The organism is Pseudomonas arabinosi, assembly GCF_047758675.1.
In the GTDB taxonomy this organism is placed as follows: domain Bacteria; phylum Pseudomonadota; class Gammaproteobacteria; order Pseudomonadales; family Pseudomonadaceae; genus Aquipseudomonas; species Aquipseudomonas arabinosi.
Genome location: NZ_CP180480.1, coordinates 6,520,948 through 6,538,124 on the forward strand (window position 1 = coordinate 6,520,948; position 17,177 = coordinate 6,538,124).

The following is a 17,177-nucleotide window of genomic DNA, read 5'->3' on the forward strand; positions in this document are numbered from 1 at the left end:
ACCGCCGTCCGCTATCATGCCTTCACTTTCGATACGCGAGATTCTCATGCGCCGTTTGCTCTGCCTGTTGTTTTTAGTGCTAGCCCTGCCGGCCTCCGCCGCCGGTTTGCTGGACAGTCGACCCAGCTCGACGCTGGGCTCGATCAACAACAGCGCCGACTTTCTGCCAGTACGCGAAGCCTTTCAGCTGAGCCTGGTAGAAAGCACGCCGCAATCGATCAAGCTGCGCTTCGTCGCCACAGAGGGTTACTACCTCTATCGCCATCGTTTTCAGTTTCGCGCTGACCCGAGTGATGTTGGCCTGGGCGCCGCGCAACTGCCCAAGGGCGAACAGAAGCGCGATGAGTATTTTGGCGATGTCGAGGTCTACCACGGGGTTCTCGACGTAGAGCTGCCGCGCACCGATCAACGCGCCTTCACCCTGGTGGTTACGTATCAGGGTTGCGCCGACAAAGGCTTGTGCTATCCACCCGAGACCGAGCGCCTGAGTATTGATGGCAGCGCAGGTACGACTCCAGCCTGGAGCTGGCGCGAACTGGCGCTGTTCTTCCTCGCAGGCATAGGCCTGACGTTCACACCGTGTGTGCTGCCGATGCTGCCGATCCTGTCCGGCGTGGTGTTGCGTGGTCAGGTGGGAGGTTTGCGCGGCTTCAATCTGTCCCTCGCTTATGTGCTGCCAATGGCCGCCTGCTTCGCCCTGCTCGGCGCATTGATGGGGATGTTCGGCGCACAGCTCAATCTTCAGGCGCGGCTGCAATCGGCATGGGTGCTGGTGCCGTTTGCGATGTTTTTTGCGCTGTTTGCCTTGGCGATGTTTGGCGTCTTCGAACTCAAGCTGCCTCACGCGATCAGCAGTCGGCTGGATCGGATCGCCGGTCGCACCGAGGGTGGTTCGTTGTGGGGTGCCGCTGTGCTGGGCGTGGTTTCCAGCCTGCTTGTTTCGCCCTGCGTCTCGGCGCCGCTGGCCGGCGCGCTGCTGTACATCAGCGCCAGCGGCGATGCAGTGGGCGGTGGTTTGAAACTGTTCATGCTTGGCCTCGGCATGGGCGCCCCGCTGTTGCTGGTCGCCACCGGTGGCGCCGCCTGGCTGCCGAAAAGCGGCCCCTGGCTGATCTATGTGAAAAACGCGATAGGCGTTTTGTTGCTGGGGCTGGCGATCGGTCTGCTCAGTCGAGTACTGCCGGGCCAGATCACGTTGCTGCTGATCGGTTTACTGGCCGGTGGCGTCGGGTTGTTCATGGGGGCGCTGGAGTTCGTCTACAAACCGCCGAGAAAACGCCTGGGCCAATTGCTTGGGATGTTCCTGCTGTTTTATGCGCTGGCGTGTTGGTACGGAGCGTTCAGCGGTCAGACCGATCCGCTCAATCCGATTGGCCAGCCCCGCTCGGTTGTCGGCAACGAGCAACCGCAAAACAACAGCGCCTGGCAAACCGTCAGCACCCCGGCAGACCTGGACCGCGTCCTCGCCGAAGCCAAATCATCGGGCACCCCGCTGCTGCTCGACTGGTACGCCGACTGGTGCATCAGCTGCAAAGTCATCGAACATGAAGTGCTCAAAGACGCCAAGGTCGTCGAACGCCTCAAAGGCTATCGACTGATCCGCTTCGACATCACTGCCAGCAACGCCGAACAACGCGCCCTGCTCGACCGCTACAAACTGTTCGGCCCGCCAGCGCTGATGTTTTTCGGCAAGGACGGCGTCGAACACGCCGATGTGCGAGTGATCGGCGAGATCAACGCCACCGACTTCGCCGAACGTGTTGCGAAAGCAAATGACCGGATTTAAGAACCCGGTCACATATTTCGCGCAAACATCGGCCATCGTGCTGGCTATTGCATAGAACTGGACAGTCACAAAGGCTTTGCGGCATAGTCGCCGGGTTCTGACAATTGCACACAGATAACAAGGAACAGCAGATGGCGACGCTACTGGTTCTGCACGGACCCAACCTGAACATGCTCGGCACCCGTGAACCGGGCACCTACGGCGCTACGACACTGGCGCAGATCAACCAGGACCTGGAACGCCGTGCCCGTGAAGCCGGCCACCATTTGCTGCACCTGCAAAGCAACGCCGAGTACGAATTGATCGACCGCATCCACGCTGCCCGCAGCGAAGGTGTGGACTTCATTCTGATCAACCCAGCAGCTTTTACGCACACAAGTGTCGCATTACGTGACGCGCTGCTGGCGGTGAGCATCCCATTCATCGAAGTGCATTTGTCTAACGTGCACAAACGCGAACCTTTCCGCCATCACTCTTACTTCTCCGATGTAGCGGTGGGAGTGATCTGCGGCCTTGGCGCCAGCGGTTATCGACTGGCCCTGGAGGCCGCCCTGGAACAGCTTGAAAGACAGGCAACAGCTTGAACAACAAGCGTTAAGCCCCTGACCGACCCTTGGGAGTTGATGATTCATGGATATCCGTAAAGTTAAGAAACTGATCGAACTGCTGGAAGAGTCCGGCATCGACGAGCTCGAGATCAAGGAAGGCGAAGAGTCCGTACGCATCAGCCGTCACAGCAAGACCCCGGCTCAGCAGTACTACGCACCGGCTCCAATGCATGCGCCGGCGCCGGCGCCTGTTGCTGCTGCCCCGGTTGCCGCTGCCGCTCCTGCTGCTCCGACCGCGCCAGTTCTGAACGGTAACGTTGCCCGTTCGCCTATGGTCGGCACCTTCTATCGCAAGTCTTCGCCAGCCTCGCCGTCCTTCGTTGAAGTCGGCCAGACCGTGAAGAAAGGCGACACCCTGTGCATCGTCGAAGCCATGAAGATGATGAACCACATCGAAGCTGAATCCAGCGGTGTGATCGAATCTATCCTCGTCGAAGACGGCCAGCCGGTTGAGTACGACCAACCGCTGTTCACCATCGTTTGAACCGCGGAGTAACTTTGATGACTGCGAAGTTGGAAAAAGTTCTGATCGCCAACCGCGGTGAGATCGCCCTGCGGATCCTGCGTGCCTGCAAAGAGATGGGCATCAAGACTGTCGCCGTTTACTCCAAGGCCGACAAAGAGCTGATGCACCTGGGTCTGGCAGACGAATCCGTCTGCATCGGCCCGGCCTCGGCCGCGCATTCTTACCTGCACATCCCGGCAATCATCGCCGCGGCTGAAGTGACCGGCGCTACCGCCATTCACCCAGGCTACGGTTTCCTTGCGGAAAACGCTGATTTCGCTGAACAGGTCGAGAACTCCGGCTTCGCGTTCATTGGCCCGAAAGCCGACACCATTCGCCTGATGGGCGACAAGGTATCAGCCAAGCACGCCATGATCGCTGCGGGCGTTCCAACCGTTCCGGGTTCCGACGGCCCGCTGCCTGAAGACGAAGAAACTGCTCTGCGCATCGGTCGCGAAGTCGGTTACCCGGTGATCATCAAAGCCGCTGGCGGCGGCGGTGGTCGCGGCATGCGCGTTGTGCATAAAGAAGAAGACCTGATCTCCTTCGCCAAACTGACCCGCACCGAAGCAGGCGCGGCGTTCGGCAACCCGATGGTCTATCTGGAAAAATTCCTGACCAACCCACGTCACGTGGAAGTTCAGGTACTTTCCGACGGCCAGGGTCACGCCATCCATCTGGGCGACCGCGATTGCTCGCTGCAACGTCGTCACCAGAAGGTTCTCGAAGAAGCGCCGGCACCGGGCATCGACGAGAAGGCACGGGCTGAAGTCCTCGCACGCTGCGTCAAGGCTTGCATCGACATCAACTACCGTGGCGCGGGTACTTTCGAGTTCCTGTACGAGAACGGCGCGTTCTATTTCATCGAAATGAACACACGCGTTCAGGTTGAGCACCCGGTATCTGAAATGGTCACCGGCATCGACATCGTCAAGGAGATGCTCAGCATCGCCGCTGGCAACAAGCTGTCGTACACCCAGGAAGACGTGGTTATCCGCGGTCATGCACTGGAATGCCGGATCAACGCCGAAGACCCGAAAACCTTCATGCCGAGCCCGGGCACGGTCAAGCATTTCCACGCACCAGGCGGCAACGGCGTTCGCGTCGATTCGCACCTGTACAGTGGCTATGCCGTTCCGCCGAACTACGATTCGTTGATCGGCAAGCTGATCACCTACGGCGCAACTCGTGACGAAGCCCTGGCGCGCATGCGCAATGCGCTGGACGAAATCGTTGTCGACGGGATCAAGACCAACATCCCGCTGCACCGCGACCTGGTCCGCGATGAAGGCTTCTGCAAAGGTGGAATCAACATCCACTACCTGGAACACAAGCTGGCTGGCGAAAAGCATTAAGCTGTGATCCATACCAACAAAGCCGCTTTCGAGCGGCTTTGTTGTTTCTGAAGGTTTCATCCGAGCTACCGCCCAGCCCCCCCTGTGGGAGCGAGCTTGCTCGCGATGACGTCGGCAAATCCACTATCGATATCGACTAATACACCGCTATCGCGAGCAAGCTCGCTCCCACAGGGGTATGTGTCGATGCACAGGGCAAGCGACTCCCACAAAACCTTCGCGCTCGCGTAAACTTGCGCGCTTCTCGCAGCCCGCTAGGCTGCAATCAATATTTTTCAAAGGTGCCCGCCATGCCTTGGCTGCAAGTCCGTCTCGCCATCAGCCCAGAACAAGCCGAAACCTACGAAGACGCTTTCCTTGAAGTGGGCGCCGTATCGGTGACTTTCATGGACGCCGAAGATCAACCGATCTTCGAGCCGGAACTCAACACCACGCCGTTGTGGTCGCACACGCACCTGCTGGCCCTGTTCGAAGGTGGCACCGAAGCCGCCACCGTGCTGGCCCACCTTGAGTTGCTGACCGGCAGTCCGCTGCCCGAGCATCACAATGAAGTCATCGAAGACCAGGACTGGGAACGTAGCTGGATGGACGGTTTCCAGCCGATGCGTTTCGGCCAGCGCCTGTGGATCGTTCCAAGCTGGCACGCCGCGCCAGAGCCTGACGCGGTGAATTTGCTGCTGGACCCGGGCCTGGCGTTCGGCACCGGCACTCACCCGACTACCGCGCTGTGCCTGGAGTGGCTCGATGGCCAGGACCTGAAGGACTGCAACGTATTGGACTTCGGCTGCGGCTCGGGGATTCTGGCGATTGCCGCCCTGCTGCTGGGCGCCAAGGAAGCCGTGGGTACCGATATCGACGTGCAAGCCCTGGAAGCCTCCCGCGATAACGCCGGCCGCAACAACATTGCCGAAGAACTCTTCCCGCTGTATCTGCCGCAAGATCTGCCGCAGGTTCCGGCCGACGTGCTGGTCGCCAACATTCTGGCCGGCCCGCTGGTTTCCCTGGCGCCGCAATTGTCCAGCCTGGTCAAATCCGGTGGTCGTCTGGCGCTGTCGGGCATCCTCGCCGAGCAAGGTGAAGAAGTCGCCAAGGCTTACGCCCAGGACTTCGATCTGGACCCGATCGCCAATCGCGATGGCTGGGTGCGCATCACTGGCCGTCGGCGCTAGAATGAACGCCTGCATAAACCGGATTGCCGCATGACCGACAGCTTCGTCACTCAGTGCCCGCATTGCCAAACCAGCTTCCGCGTCAGCCATGCTCAGTTGAGCGTGGCTCGCGGAGTGGTTCGTTGCGGCTCGTGCTTGCAGGTGTTCAACGCCGCCAAGCAGCTACTTGAGCAACGGTCCGGCAAGGACGCGATCACGCCGGCAGCCCCGGCCATCGTCGAACCGCCGGAGCCGCGAGCCATCAGCCAAAAGCAATGGACCGCGGCCGAGCTGGATCTGGACAGTCTGGACCTGGACGAAGAACTCGCCCGTCTCGAACAACGGGAGATCCAGCCGACCACGGAGTTCGGCCGACAGCGCGAAGATAACCTGAGTGCCAGCCGGGATACCGTCGAGCACGAAGAAGCGCCATGGCCCGACAGCCTGTTCAGCGAATCGGCCGCCGATCGTGCGCAGACCACTGAAGCCGACTTGCCAGAGCTGGAACTCGACCCGAGCAAATACTCGCGCACCGAACCTTCGCTGTCTCTGGAACCGGTGGAGCTGGACGATGAACATCTGCCGCCACAGCTGCGCCTGCACGACCCGCTCGACGCCCCGATGCATCACGAACGCCTGTCGGCGACGGATGACATCGACGACGATCTGCCCTCGATCGAACCCGTGCGCAAAAAGCGTGAGCCGGCTGTCCGCGCTGAAGCCCTGCAAGACCTGACCGATGACCCATTGCAACTGGACTGGCAAAAACGCCGCTCGCCCTGGGGTCGCCGATTTTTCTGGCTGCTGCTGATCCTGCTCGGTGCCGCCGCGCTTGCCGGCCAGTACATCGCCTACCATTTCGAAGAACTGGCGCGTCAGGACCAGTACCGTCCATGGTTCCAGCAAGTGTGTCCGCAAATCGGCTGCACCGTGCCATCCAAAGTCGACATTGCCAAAATCAAAAGCAGCAACCTGGTGGTCCGCAGCCACCCGGACTTCAACGGTGCACTGGTGGTCGACGCGATCATCTACAACCGCGCGCCCTTCTCCCAGCCTTTCCCGCTGCTGGAGTTGCGTTTTGCCGACCTCAACGGCCACCTGATCGCCAGCCGTCGTTTCAAGCCCGGCGAGTACCTCAACGGCGATCTCGAAGGGATGGCGGAAATGCCTCCGCAAACGCCGATCCACATCGCACTGGATATCCTCGATCCAGGCTCCAAAGCAGTGAATTACAGCCTGAGCTTCCATTCGCCCGAGTGAAACGGTTCAGTGTTACGGCTTTGACGGCATATTTCTGACTTTGGCCGCTCACACCAAACCGCTGGCGATAACAGAATAACTGTTCAGATTTTGTTCAATTCAGCCTTTATCCAGTCATCGAGAGCGGGTATCATGCCAACCCTTTTTCGAACTCTCATGATCCGACCCCACAACAGGGAAGTCCTATGTCGGCGGTACGCATCGGTCCTTACACATTGCACAACGGCTTGATTCTCGCCCCGATGGCGGGGGTTACAGACCAACCCTTTCGTCAGCTGTGCAAGCGACTGGGCGCAGGACTTGTAGTCTCGGAAATGGTCACCAGCGACATGAGCTTGTGGAACACCCGCAAATCGCGGATGCGCATGATCCACGAAGGTGATCCCGAGCCCCGCTCGGTACAGATCGCCGGTGGCGATGCACAGATGCTGGCGGATGCGGCCCGGGCCAACGTTGAACTGGGCGCACAGATTATTGATATCAACATGGGCTGTCCGGCGAAGAAGGTCTGCAACAAGGCCGCCGGGTCCGCGCTGTTGAAGGATGAAGCACTGGTGACCGAGATCCTGCAGGCCGTAGTGGCTGCGGTTGATGTGCCGGTGACCCTGAAGATCCGCACCGGCTGGGACCGGGACAACAAGAACGGCCTGACCGTGGCGAAGATCGCCGAGCAGGCAGGCATTACGGCGTTGGCGGTCCATGGCCGCACCCGTGCCGATCTGTACACCGGCGAAGCCGAGTACGACACCATTGCCGCGATCAAGCAGGCCGTGTCGATTCCGGTCTTTGCCAACGGCGATATCGATTCGCCAGAGAAGGCCCGGTACGTACTCGATGCGACCGGTGCCGATGGCCTGCTGGTAGGCCGGGCCGCCCAGGGGCGGCCATGGATTTTTCGTGAGATCGATCATTTTCTGCGTACCGGCGAGAAACTCCCGGCACTGGAACTGATCGAGGTGGAACGCATTCTGCTAGAGCATCTGGCTGCGCTGCACGTCTTCTATGGAGACGTCATGGGCGTACGCATTGCTCGAAAGCATGTGGGCTGGTATCTCGCAACCTTGCCGGGCGCCAGGGAGTTTCGCGCCCACTTCAATCGTTTGGAAGATACGGAAGCACAATGCGCCAACGTTCAGGGCTTCTTCGCCGAACGTTACAAGAGCCTGACAGGGGACGGAGAAGAGGTGGCCGCATGACGATGATGACCGAGACTTTAGTGAGTGGAACAACACCCGTGAGCGACAACGTGAATTTGAAACAGCACCTCAATACGCCGAGCGAAGAAGGTCAGACCCTTCGCGGGAGTGTCGAGAAGGCGCTGCACAATTATTTCGCCCACCTTGAGGGCGCTGCCGTCACGGATGTGTACAACCTGGTGCTCTCCGAAGTCGAGGCCCCCCTGCTCGAGTGCGTGATGAACTACGTCAAGGGCAACCAGACCAAGGCCAGCGAGCTGCTCGGGCTGAACCGAGGCACGCTGCGCAAGAAACTCAAGCAGTACGATTTGCTGTAAGCATTCAATCAAACCAGAAAGGCGCCCGCGTAAAAACGGTCGCCTTTTTTGCTGACTCCTTTGCTTTTGATGGAAATTGAAATGACCGACCAGACTACCCGCCTGCCGATCCGCCGCGCCTTGATCAGCGTTTCCGACAAGACCGGGATCCTCGAATTCGCCAAAGAGCTTGAAGCCCTGGGCGTCGAGATCCTCTCCACCGGCGGAACGTTCAAGCTGCTGCGCGACAACGGTGTTGCCGCAGTGGAAGTCGCGGATTACACCGGTTTCGCAGAAATGATGGACGGTCGGGTGAAAACCCTGCACCCGAAAATCCACGGTGGGATCCTCGGTCGTCGCGGTATCGACGACGCCATCATGAACGAGCACGGCATCAAGCCGATCGACCTGGTAGCGGTCAACCTGTACCCGTTCGAAGCAACCATCAACAAGCCAGGCTGCGACCTGCCGACCGCGATCGAAAACATCGATATCGGCGGCCCGACCATGGTCCGTTCGGCTGCAAAAAACCACAAAGACGTGGCCATCGTGGTGAATGCCAGCGACTACGCCAGCGTCCTCGAAAGCCTCAAGGCTGGCGGCCTGACCTACGCTCAGCGTTTCGACCTGATGCTCAAGGCCTTCGAACACACCGCCGCCTATGACGGCATGATCGCCAACTACATGGGCACCGTGAACCAGGCGGCTGACACCCTCTCGACCTCCGGTCGCAGCGAGTTCCCGCGCACTTTCAACAGCCAGTTCGTCAAGGCTCAGGAAATGCGCTACGGCGAGAACCCACACCAGAGTGCGGCGTTCTACGTGGAAACCAAGCCTGCCGAAGTCGGTATCGCCACGGCTACCCAACTGCAAGGCAAAGAGCTGTCGTACAACAACGTGGCCGACACTGACGCCGCACTGGAATGCGTGAAGAGCTTCGTCAAACCGGCTTGCGTGATCGTCAAGCACGCCAACCCGTGCGGCGTTGCGGTCAGCCCGGACGCCGAAGGCGGCATCCGTCAGGCTTACGAACTGGCCTACGCCACCGACACCGAATCGGCGTTCGGCGGCATCATCGCCTTCAACCGCGAACTGGATGCTGAAACCGCCAAGGCCATCGTCGAGCGTCAGTTCGTCGAAGTGATCATCGCCCCATCCGTCAGCGAAGAAGCTCGCGCCATCGTGGCTGCCAAAGCCAACGTGCGCCTGCTGGCCTGCGGCGAGTGGTCAGCTGATCGCGCCGCTGCGTGGGACTACAAACGCGTCAACGGTGGCCTGCTGGTACAGAGCCGCGACATCGGCATGATCGGTGCCGACGACTTGAAAGTCGTGACCAAACGCGCTCCGACCGAGCAAGAGATCCACGACCTGATCTTCGCCTGGAAAGTCGCCAAGTACGTTAAGTCCAACGCCATCGTCTACGCCAAGAACCGTCAGACCATCGGTGTCGGCGCTGGCCAGATGAGCCGCGTGAACTCCGCGCGCATTGCTGCGATCAAGGCTGAACACGCCGGTTTGCAAGTGCAAGGTGCGGTCATGGCATCCGATGCATTCTTCCCGTTCCGCGACGGTATCGACAACGCGGCCAAGGTTGGTATCACTGCGGTGATCCAGCCAGGCGGCTCGATGCGCGATAACGAAGTGATTGCAGCAGCCGACGAGGCTGGCATCGCCATGGTCTTTACTGGCATGCGCCACTTCCGTCACTAAGCACACGATCCACTGTAGGAGTGAGCCTGCTCGCGAAAGCGTCCTTTCAGACACATAGATTCTGAATGTAACGCCGCCATCGCGAGCAGGCTCACTCCTACAGAAAAGCATCTCTGCGGTGCTCCACAGAATTAGCGTCAACCGAGGTTTTTGAAATGAATGTTTTGATCATTGGCAGCGGTGGCCGTGAACACGCCCTGGCCTGGAAAGTGGCTCAGGATCCGCGCGTGCAGAAGGTTTTCGTGGCTCCGGGCAACGCTGGCACCGCCATTGAAGCCAAGTGCGAGAACGTCGCTATCGACGTGCTGGCCCTTGAACAGCTTGCTGACTTCGCCGAGAAGAATGTTTCCCTGACCATCGTCGGCCCGGAAGTGCCGCTGGTCGCTGGTGTCGTCGATCTGTTCCGCTCCCGTGGCCTGGATTGCTTCGGTCCGACCGCTGGCGCTGCTCAGCTGGAAGGTTCGAAAGCCTTCACCAAGGATTTCCTGGCGCGCCACAAGATCCCGACCGCCGACTACCAGAACTTCACCGAGATCGAGCCTGCCCTGGCTTACCTGCGTGAAAAAGGCGCACCGATCGTGATCAAGGCCGATGGCCTGGCCGCCGGTAAAGGCGTGATCGTTGCCATGACGTTGACCGAAGCCGAAGACGCCGTGCGCGACATGCTGGCCGGAAACGCATTCGGCGACGCAGGCTCGCGCGTAGTGATCGAAGAGTTCCTGGACGGCGAAGAAGCCAGCTTCATCGTCATGGTCGACGGCAAGAACGTATTGCCGATGGCCACCAGCCAGGACCACAAACGCGTCGGCGACGGCGACACCGGTCCGAACACTGGCGGCATGGGTGCCTACTCCCCTGCCCCGGTCGTGACCGCGCAAGTGCACAAGCGCGTCATGGACCTGGTGATCTGGCCAACCGTGCGCGGCATGGCCGAGGAAGGCAATGTTTACACGGGTTTCCTGTACGCCGGTCTGATGATCGACAAAGCCGGTAACCCAAAAGTCATCGAATTCAACTGCCGTTTCGGCGACCCTGAGACCCAACCGGTGATGCTGCGTTTGCAGTCGAGCCTGGTATTGCTGGTCGAAGCGGCTCTGGCGCAAGCGCTGGACAAGGTCGAAGCACAATGGGATCCGCGTCCGAGCGTCGGCATCGTGCTGGCGGCGGGCGGCTATCCTGGTGACTACGCTAAAGGCGTTGCCATCAACGGTCTCGATGCAGCTGCAGCACTGGAAGGCAAAGTCTTCCACGCCGGCACTGCACTCAAGGACGGTCAAGTGGTGACGGCCGGTGGTCGGGTACTCTGCGCCACGGCAATGGGTGCCAGCGTCGATGCCGCTCAGCAGCAGGCTTACAAGCTGGCGGCCAAAATTGACTGGGAAGGCTGTTTCTATCGCAAGGACATTGGCTACCGTGCCATTGCCCGCGAGCGTGGCGAAAATCAGGAATAAGAACGCCATTCGGCCAGGCAAGGGCTTCGGGCCCTTGCCGGACTATTCCGGTGCCGCGCATAGTTATATTCTGGCATTAACCTACGAAGGGATTTCGCCGTGCGCTGGCTCAGGATTGCCATAGGATTCACCGCCACTCTGCTGACCTTGCTCTGCATGCTCCCGGCCCAGGCCGCGCAAGGCAGTGGCTGGGCGGTATTGCTCGACGAACAGGGTGACCTGCAGCTCAGCGACATCCGTTCCGCTCGCTACACCAATCAATTCAGCCCCATTGAACTCGACCGCCTCACCGCCGCCGAGCCCGATGGCGCGTTATGGCTGCGTTTCAGACTCGCTCCCGGCAAGCACGAACAGTTGCTGCGGGTGTTCGCTCCCGACCTGTCGCACCTCAATCTGTATGTGCTGGACGGCGACACGCTGATCGAGCAACTGAACACCGGCACCGGCCAGCCCCAGGTTGAACGGCCACTGCCCAGCAGCGACTTCATGTTGCCGCTGCCGCAAAACGAAAAACCTCTCGACGTTTACCTGCGACTGGTCTCCGACCATCAGTTGAGGCCTTACATCACCCTGCAGTCGGCGGTCATGACCGCGGCCAATCAGAATCAGACGCTGATCTACGGACTGTTGTTCGGTTGCCTGGGGATGTTGATCCTGTACAGCCTCGTCCGCTACGCCTATACCCGCTCACGCAGCAGTTTCTGGCTGGCCGGATGTGAAGCATTGTTGATGCTCAGCCTGTTGCTGTTGCTGAATCTGGCAGGGCCTTGGCTGCCGGACTGGCACGCGGTGCAGACACCTGGCGCCTACCTCGCCTTGCTGCTGACCGCACCGTGCGGCCTGATGTTCGCCTATCGTTTCTTCGCCCCACTCGGCCCGCACCCGCTGAACAAGCTGCTGCTGGGGGACATCCTGTTCATCGTGGTCTGCGGCTTGCTGCTGTTATTCGTCAACACGCTGCCGCTGAACATCATGACCTACGCCCTGGTCGCTCTGGCAGGTCTGAGCATGTTGTTCGTCAGCGCCTGTCACTGGCAAAAAGGTTATCGCCCGGCGCGCCTGTTCGTCGCGGCGATGGTGGTGTTCAACATTGGCACTCTGATCATGTTGCCGGCACTGCTGGGGTTGACCCTGGTCGCACCGCAAGGCTTGATCATGACGCTGCTGGGGTTAATCTGCATCAGCGGCGTGTTGATGAGCATTGCCTTGAGCGAACGTCAGCGCAGCATCACCGAAGCCCGTTTCAGCGTCAGCCGCGACCTGGCCGCCAGCAACGCCGAGATCAACGCCAAGGCCGAATTCCTGGCAAAAATCAGCCACGAAATCCGCACCCCGATGAATGGCGTGCTGGGCATGACCGAGCTGCTGCTGGGCACGCCGCTCTCGGTCAAGCAGCGCGACTATGTACAGACCATCCACAGTGCCGGCAACGAACTGCTGACACTGATCAACGAGATTCTCGACATATCCAAGCTCGAATCCGGGCAGATCGAACTGGACGATGTGCAGTTCGACCTCAACGCACTGATCGAAGATTGTCTGAGCATCTTCCGCGCCAAGGCCGAACAGCAGAATGTCGAGCTGATCAGCTTTATCCAGCCGCAAGTGCCGCGCGTCATCAGCGGTGACCCGACGCGTCTGCGTCAGACCCTGCTGAGCCTGCTGGAAAACGCCCTGAAGAAAACCGACGAAGGCGAAATCCTGATCGTCGTCGCCCTCGATGAACGCAGTGCCAAACCACGCTTGCGCATTGCCGTGCAGGACAGCGGTGAGCCGATGGACGCCGAAGAGCGCGATGCATTGATGCACGCCGAACTGCACAGCAAGCACTTCCTCTCGGCTACACGTCTGGGAGGCAATCTGGGGCTGGTGATCGCCCGTCAACTGATTCGCTTGATGCAAGGGGAGTTCGGGATCAAGAGCGGCACCAATCAGGGCAGCACCTTGTGGCTGACCCTGCCGCTGGACCCTGACCGCCTCGAACACCCGACGTCTGACCTTGATGGCCCCCTGCAGGGCGCACGGGTGTTGGTGGTGGACGACAACGACACCTGTCGCAAAGTGCTGGTGCAACAGTGCAGCGCCTGGGGCCTGAATGTCAGTGCCGTCGCGTCCGGCAAGGAAGCTCTGGCGCTGCTGCGCACCAAGGCTCACTTGCGCGATTACTTCGACGTGGTCCTGCTGGACCAGAACATGCCCGGCATGACCGGCATGCAACTGGCGGCCAAGATCAAGGAAGACCCGAGCCTGAACCACGACATCCTGCTGATCATGCTCACCGGCATCAGCAATGCGCCCAGCAAGATCATCGCGCGCAACTCGGGGATCAAACGCATCCTCGCCAAACCGGTGGCCGGCTACACCCTCAAGACGACGTTGGCCGACGAGCTGAACCAGCGAAACAAGGGCCTTCCCATCTCGCATCACCTGCCCGCCGGCCCTCCCTTACCGGTGAAGGTGCCAAGCGATTTCCGCATCCTGGTGGCCGAAGACAACAGCATCTCGACCAAGGTGATTCGCGGCATGCTGGGCAAGCTCAACCTGCAACCGGACACCGCCAGCAATGGCGAAGAAGCCTTGCAGGCGATGAAAGCCCAGCGTTATGACCTGGTCCTGATGGACTGCGAAATGCCGATCCTCGACGGCTTCTCCGCGACTCAGCAATTGCGTGCCTGGGAAGTCGGTAATCAGCGGACTCGCACCCCCGTGGTGGCGCTGACCGCACACATCCTCGCCGAGCACAAAGAACGCGCGCGTCAGGCCGGTATGGACGGGCACATGGCCAAACCGGTCGAGCTGTCGCAACTGCGTGACCTGATCGAGCATTGGGTGGCCCAGCGTGATCAGCAGATCCGGGCAGCGACTCAAACGTCCTGAGCCGACAGACCCCGCTGCGCCTGATAGACTCCCGCTCGACTTCCCTCGCCAGTGAGCTTGCACCATGCTCCACGTGTTGTTCAGCGTTTACCTGAAGATGCTGGTGCTCTACAGCCCGTTCTTCGTATTGTCCTGCTTCATCAGCCTGACCCGCGGTTATTCGCGCAAGGAACAGCGTCGACTGGCCTGGAAAGTGGCGACTGCGACCCTGGTCTCCAGCGTCTTGCTGTACCTGTTCGGGCGAGTGATTTTCAGTGTCTTTGGCATCACCGTGGACGCCTTCCGCATCGGTGCCGGCAGTGTGCTGTTCATCTCGGCGCTGGGCATGGCGCAGGGCAAGTCGGCGGTGCAGACCGACAACGTGCAGCAGGACGTGACCATCGTCCCGCTGACCATTCCCCTGACGGTCGGCCCCGGCACCATCGGCGCCCTGCTGGTGATGGGCGTCAGCCAGCCTCATTGGGACGACAAACTCACGGCCATTCTCAGTATTACCCTGGCCAGTTTCACGGTCGGCGTGGTGCTTTACCTGTCCAACCGTATCGAGCGCATTCTCGGTGATCAGGGCTTGCAGATCGTCAGCCGGTTAATGGGGTTGTTCGTCTGCGCATTGGCGGCGCAGATCATCTTTACCGGCGTGAAGGGCTATCTGGTTCCCTGAACGCACAAGGCCGAAGGATCCAATTCCCTCGGCCCTGATTTTTTTATGGCGTTGATTATTTACTTGGGAGCATTCCTGCGGCGACTGAACCGTTTTTGCAGCAGCGGCTTGTAATACTGCCCCAAGTACTCTTCCAGTTGATTCTTGAGTGCTGCATAACGAACTGGGTTAAATGTAATAAAAGAACTACCACGGAAGATATCGCGCCCCGAAGTTTTCCAGTCAAAAAAGAGAGGCGAGGTTTCCTTACTGCCGCCCACGCTGTCGATCGATGCCAACGAAGACACGATAATGCCATTGGCGAGTTGATCGCATGGCATTACTGCCAACCTGACACCTCTACTGCCTGTAACTTCGCGATTGAACAAGTTGATCGCTTGCGGTTCCTTCTTGAGGGCATCCAATGTCGTGTTAACGACTGCGCTGAGTACAGCAGCACCCGGAATCGCGGCTTTCGCTGCATCCATACTGGCCTTAACGATGTCGGTAACGATGTTATCCATGGTCAATTGGAGGGAACTTTTCTTATAAGCATTGTAACCGGAATCTGCAACGAAACACCCCGATTCATCCATGCATTTCAGGAACGCGAGATACCACGCCTGAGGGTCGTCGCCTGGAACTTCGTAACTTGCCTCCAGCCTCGAAAACTTGATCAGGTTCTCAATGATCGCCATATTTTCGAGCGTAATATTATCGCCATAACCCACCAGCGTATTGGCCAGCACGACGGCATCCAGCTCTTTATTCGGGCTCGAAGCGTCTGCTGCCGCAAATGCCCGCATACGAATTGCAGGCTGTACAGACAGCCGCCGACTAATACGCGCCTTCACTAAAGCAGTGCATTTTTCGACACTAATAGCACTCTCAACAACATCCATATCTAACATTCCATTCAATAAGTTAATAGTACCCCGATGAGGGCAAGGCGAATCTAACGCACTCTACCCGAACAAACAAACCACAATTAAATTCCATATATGTACAAGAGCGATATCACGCCCAAGAGAAAAATTCACACATATAACAACTCCAGCACCAACACTCACCATTGTAAGCTACGAACATTGCACAGCCGTGCAACATCCTCGCAAGGGATTATTATTTCTTTTATCTGGAGTTACTTATGAGCAATACGCTACCGTCGGGTGTGGTGACGGGCCCCAATCTGATTTCAAGTATCGGCGAACTTACTCTGCAAGACTTCGACGACTTAACCAACTGCACGCACATTGCCACACGATCTGCCGACCTCGTCCACAATCGCTTTGCCAACTCACAATACTGGCTGGATGAATATGTTCGCACTCTCATGTTTCTCGGCTGGTCGCTCCATGAAGGAGCCATTACGACACGAACACGTTTTGATGTTTCTGGCAGCGTTGCCGATTTTCTGGTGCACAAAGCGCAAGCCCTGAGCGACTCCCGGCAAGCAAACGCCATGATTGACACCCTCAACGCCTTGCGAACCGACGCTGGCGCCGTGCGTTCATTGGACGACGAGAGCCTTAAAGGGCGTCGATTCCAAGTCCTTCCTGCCCGTTATGACTCAAGTAGAAATCTCCATATAGCCGTTTTCAACCTTGAGTTGGTCGCCAATGCAACGAAGAACGGCTTCTTGTTTTGGTCCTGGGAAAAGCAATCGGCAAATCTCGTTCAACAGAGTGCCTTTCTCAAATTGAACAGAGCCATACTCGACACAAAAAGACCGCTTATGGAGACCAAGCTCCGTGAACAAGTCATGAAGCGATTTACCTTGAGGAAGGCAAAGCCATAAACCGCCTCGCACACATAAAAACCCCTTCACACGTTTGAACATGTGAAGGGGCGACGCCGAACGCGGGGATCATACTTGTACCGTTGCTTCACTCTGCCGGGTCAGCAATGTCGAAATGGCAACAGACGGATAGCTGCCAATCGATAACAAAACCTCCCCGCGCAGCGTGATGTCCATCGCGTTGACCTGGCGCAGGATCAGGCTGCGGCACGTTACCGGATCGAGCATCACCACGTGTTCATCCACCAGGCTGACGATCAGTTGGTCGCGGCAGGAATGGCAGTCACCTGCCACCCCCGCACAGATCCGTACGTGCGGAATTACCGCATACGGCTCCTGCCTTGGGTTTAACACCGAAGCGGGTGATGGGCGTGAGCCAGCCTCATTGGGACGACAAACTCACGGCCATTCTCAGTATTGCCCTGGCCAGTTTCACGGTCGGCGTGGTGCTTTACCTGTCCAACCGTATCGAGCGCATTCTCGGTGATCAGGGCTTGCAGATCGTCAGCCGGTTGATGACGAAACGTGACAAACGGCAGCAACTTGT

The 17,177-nt window shown here is 58.9% G+C and carries 15 protein-coding genes and 1 pseudogene; 14 read left to right on the forward strand and 2 right to left on the reverse strand.

Annotated elements, in window-relative coordinates; genetic code table 11:
* Positions 1–46: 46 nt before the first annotated feature.
* From ACMXYJ_RS30315 to ACMXYJ_RS30370, 12 genes are all read left to right on the forward strand, one after another.
* Positions 47–1,786 (forward strand): protein-disulfide reductase DsbD, encoded by a 1,740-nt coding sequence (locus ACMXYJ_RS30315; protein ID WP_415758088.1) that lies wholly within the window; start codon positions 47–49, stop codon positions 1,784–1,786.
* Between the two features lie 131 nt (positions 1,787–1,917).
* The gene (aroQ, locus tag ACMXYJ_RS30320) at positions 1,918–2,370 is read left to right on the forward strand and encodes a type II 3-dehydroquinate dehydratase (protein ID WP_017336343.1); all 453 of its coding nucleotides are present in this window, start codon (positions 1,918–1,920) and stop codon (positions 2,368–2,370) included.
* A 46-nt stretch (positions 2,371–2,416) separates the two neighbouring features.
* Complete coding sequence (gene accB, locus ACMXYJ_RS30325) at positions 2,417–2,878, forward strand: acetyl-CoA carboxylase biotin carboxyl carrier protein (protein ID WP_415758089.1); 462 nt, start codon at positions 2,417–2,419, stop codon at positions 2,876–2,878.
* A 17-nt stretch (positions 2,879–2,895) separates the two neighbouring features.
* Positions 2,896–4,254: an acetyl-CoA carboxylase biotin carboxylase subunit gene (gene accC, locus ACMXYJ_RS30330; protein WP_008153754.1), complete on the forward strand. Its 1,359-nt coding sequence runs from the start codon at positions 2,896–2,898 to the stop codon at positions 4,252–4,254.
* Positions 4,255–4,544: 290 nt separating this feature from the next.
* Complete coding sequence (prmA, locus tag ACMXYJ_RS30335; protein ID WP_415758090.1) at positions 4,545–5,423, forward strand: 50S ribosomal protein L11 methyltransferase; 879 nt, start codon at positions 4,545–4,547, stop codon at positions 5,421–5,423.
* Positions 5,424–5,453: 30 nt separating this feature from the next.
* A complete protein-coding gene (locus ACMXYJ_RS30340; protein ID WP_415758091.1) occupies positions 5,454–6,662 on the forward strand; it encodes a DUF3426 domain-containing protein in 1,209 nt (402 codons plus the stop codon).
* A 185-nt stretch (positions 6,663–6,847) separates the two neighbouring features.
* Positions 6,848–7,858, forward strand: a complete 1,011-nt coding sequence (dusB, locus tag ACMXYJ_RS30345) for a tRNA dihydrouridine synthase DusB (protein WP_017336338.1) — start codon at positions 6,848–6,850, stop codon at positions 7,856–7,858.
* Complete coding sequence (gene fis / locus ACMXYJ_RS30350) at positions 7,855–8,175, forward strand: DNA-binding transcriptional regulator Fis (RefSeq protein ID WP_007907419.1); 321 nt, start codon at positions 7,855–7,857, stop codon at positions 8,173–8,175. The genes dusB and fis overlap by 4 nt, the downstream gene beginning before the upstream one ends.
* A gap of 81 nt (positions 8,176–8,256) precedes the next feature.
* Positions 8,257–9,864, forward strand: coding sequence for a bifunctional phosphoribosylaminoimidazolecarboxamide formyltransferase/IMP cyclohydrolase (purH, locus tag ACMXYJ_RS30355; protein WP_201183677.1), 1,608 nt, complete (start codon positions 8,257–8,259; stop codon positions 9,862–9,864).
* Positions 9,865–10,019: 155 nt separating this feature from the next.
* Positions 10,020–11,315 carry a phosphoribosylamine--glycine ligase gene (gene purD / locus ACMXYJ_RS30360; RefSeq protein ID WP_415758092.1) on the forward strand — a complete coding sequence of 432 codons (1,296 nt, stop codon included), beginning with the start codon at positions 10,020–10,022 and terminating at the stop codon, positions 11,313–11,315.
* A 99-nt stretch (positions 11,316–11,414) separates the two neighbouring features.
* A complete protein-coding gene (locus tag ACMXYJ_RS30365; RefSeq protein ID WP_415758093.1) occupies positions 11,415–14,192 on the forward strand; it encodes a hybrid sensor histidine kinase/response regulator in 2,778 nt (925 codons plus the stop codon).
* A gap of 64 nt (positions 14,193–14,256) precedes the next feature.
* Positions 14,257–14,853 (forward strand): MarC family protein, encoded by a 597-nt coding sequence (locus ACMXYJ_RS30370; protein WP_415758094.1) that lies wholly within the window; start codon positions 14,257–14,259, stop codon positions 14,851–14,853.
* Between the two features lie 59 nt (positions 14,854–14,912).
* Here ACMXYJ_RS30370 and ACMXYJ_RS30375 read toward each other — a convergent pair whose 3' ends face one another.
* Positions 14,913–15,734, reverse strand: coding sequence for a hypothetical protein (locus tag ACMXYJ_RS30375; RefSeq protein ID WP_415758095.1), 822 nt, complete (start codon positions 15,732–15,734; stop codon positions 14,913–14,915).
* A gap of 245 nt (positions 15,735–15,979) precedes the next feature.
* On the opposite strand from ACMXYJ_RS30375, the gene ACMXYJ_RS30380 reads away from it, so the two are divergent.
* A complete protein-coding gene (locus tag ACMXYJ_RS30380) occupies positions 15,980–16,630 on the forward strand; it encodes a hypothetical protein (RefSeq protein WP_415758096.1) in 651 nt (216 codons plus the stop codon).
* Between the two features lie 69 nt (positions 16,631–16,699).
* Here ACMXYJ_RS30380 and ACMXYJ_RS30385 read toward each other — a convergent pair whose 3' ends face one another.
* Positions 16,700–16,924, reverse strand: coding sequence for a hypothetical protein (locus ACMXYJ_RS30385; protein ID WP_415758097.1), 225 nt, complete (start codon positions 16,922–16,924; stop codon positions 16,700–16,702).
* A gap of 68 nt (positions 16,925–16,992) precedes the next feature.
* Between ACMXYJ_RS30385 and ACMXYJ_RS30390 the strand changes: the two are divergent.
* Positions 16,993–17,148: pseudogene (locus ACMXYJ_RS30390) on the forward strand (MarC family protein); the annotation flags it as partial.
* Between the last annotated feature and the right edge of the window lie 29 nt (positions 17,149–17,177).

Bases quoted from the DNA above. Each gene is read 5' to 3' on its own strand.
- dusB (WP_017336338.1), top strand. From the start codon at position 6,848: ATGTCGGCGGTACGCATCGGTCCTTACACATTGCACAACGGCTTGATT.
- ACMXYJ_RS30370 (WP_415758094.1), top strand. From the start codon at position 14,257: ATGCTCCACGTGTTGTTCAGCGTTTACCTGAAGATGCTGGTGCTCTAC.
- purH (WP_201183677.1), top strand. From the start codon at position 8,257: ATGACCGACCAGACTACCCGCCTGCCGATCCGCCGCGCCTTGATCAGC.
- prmA (WP_415758090.1), top strand. From the start codon at position 4,545: ATGCCTTGGCTGCAAGTCCGTCTCGCCATCAGCCCAGAACAAGCCGAA.
- ACMXYJ_RS30315 (WP_415758088.1), top strand. From the start codon at position 47: ATGCGCCGTTTGCTCTGCCTGTTGTTTTTAGTGCTAGCCCTGCCGGCC.
- ACMXYJ_RS30375 (WP_415758095.1), bottom strand. From the start codon at position 15,734: ATGGATGTTGTTGAGAGTGCTATTAGTGTCGAAAAATGCACTGCTTTA.
- accB (WP_415758089.1), top strand. From the start codon at position 2,417: ATGGATATCCGTAAAGTTAAGAAACTGATCGAACTGCTGGAAGAGTCC.
- purD (WP_415758092.1), top strand. From the start codon at position 10,020: ATGAATGTTTTGATCATTGGCAGCGGTGGCCGTGAACACGCCCTGGCC.
- ACMXYJ_RS30380 (WP_415758096.1), top strand. From the start codon at position 15,980: ATGAGCAATACGCTACCGTCGGGTGTGGTGACGGGCCCCAATCTGATT.
- accC (WP_008153754.1), top strand. From the start codon at position 2,896: ATGACTGCGAAGTTGGAAAAAGTTCTGATCGCCAACCGCGGTGAGATC.
- aroQ (WP_017336343.1), top strand. From the start codon at position 1,918: ATGGCGACGCTACTGGTTCTGCACGGACCCAACCTGAACATGCTCGGC.
- ACMXYJ_RS30340 (WP_415758091.1), top strand. From the start codon at position 5,454: ATGACCGACAGCTTCGTCACTCAGTGCCCGCATTGCCAAACCAGCTTC.
- fis (WP_007907419.1), top strand. From the start codon at position 7,855: ATGACGATGATGACCGAGACTTTAGTGAGTGGAACAACACCCGTGAGC.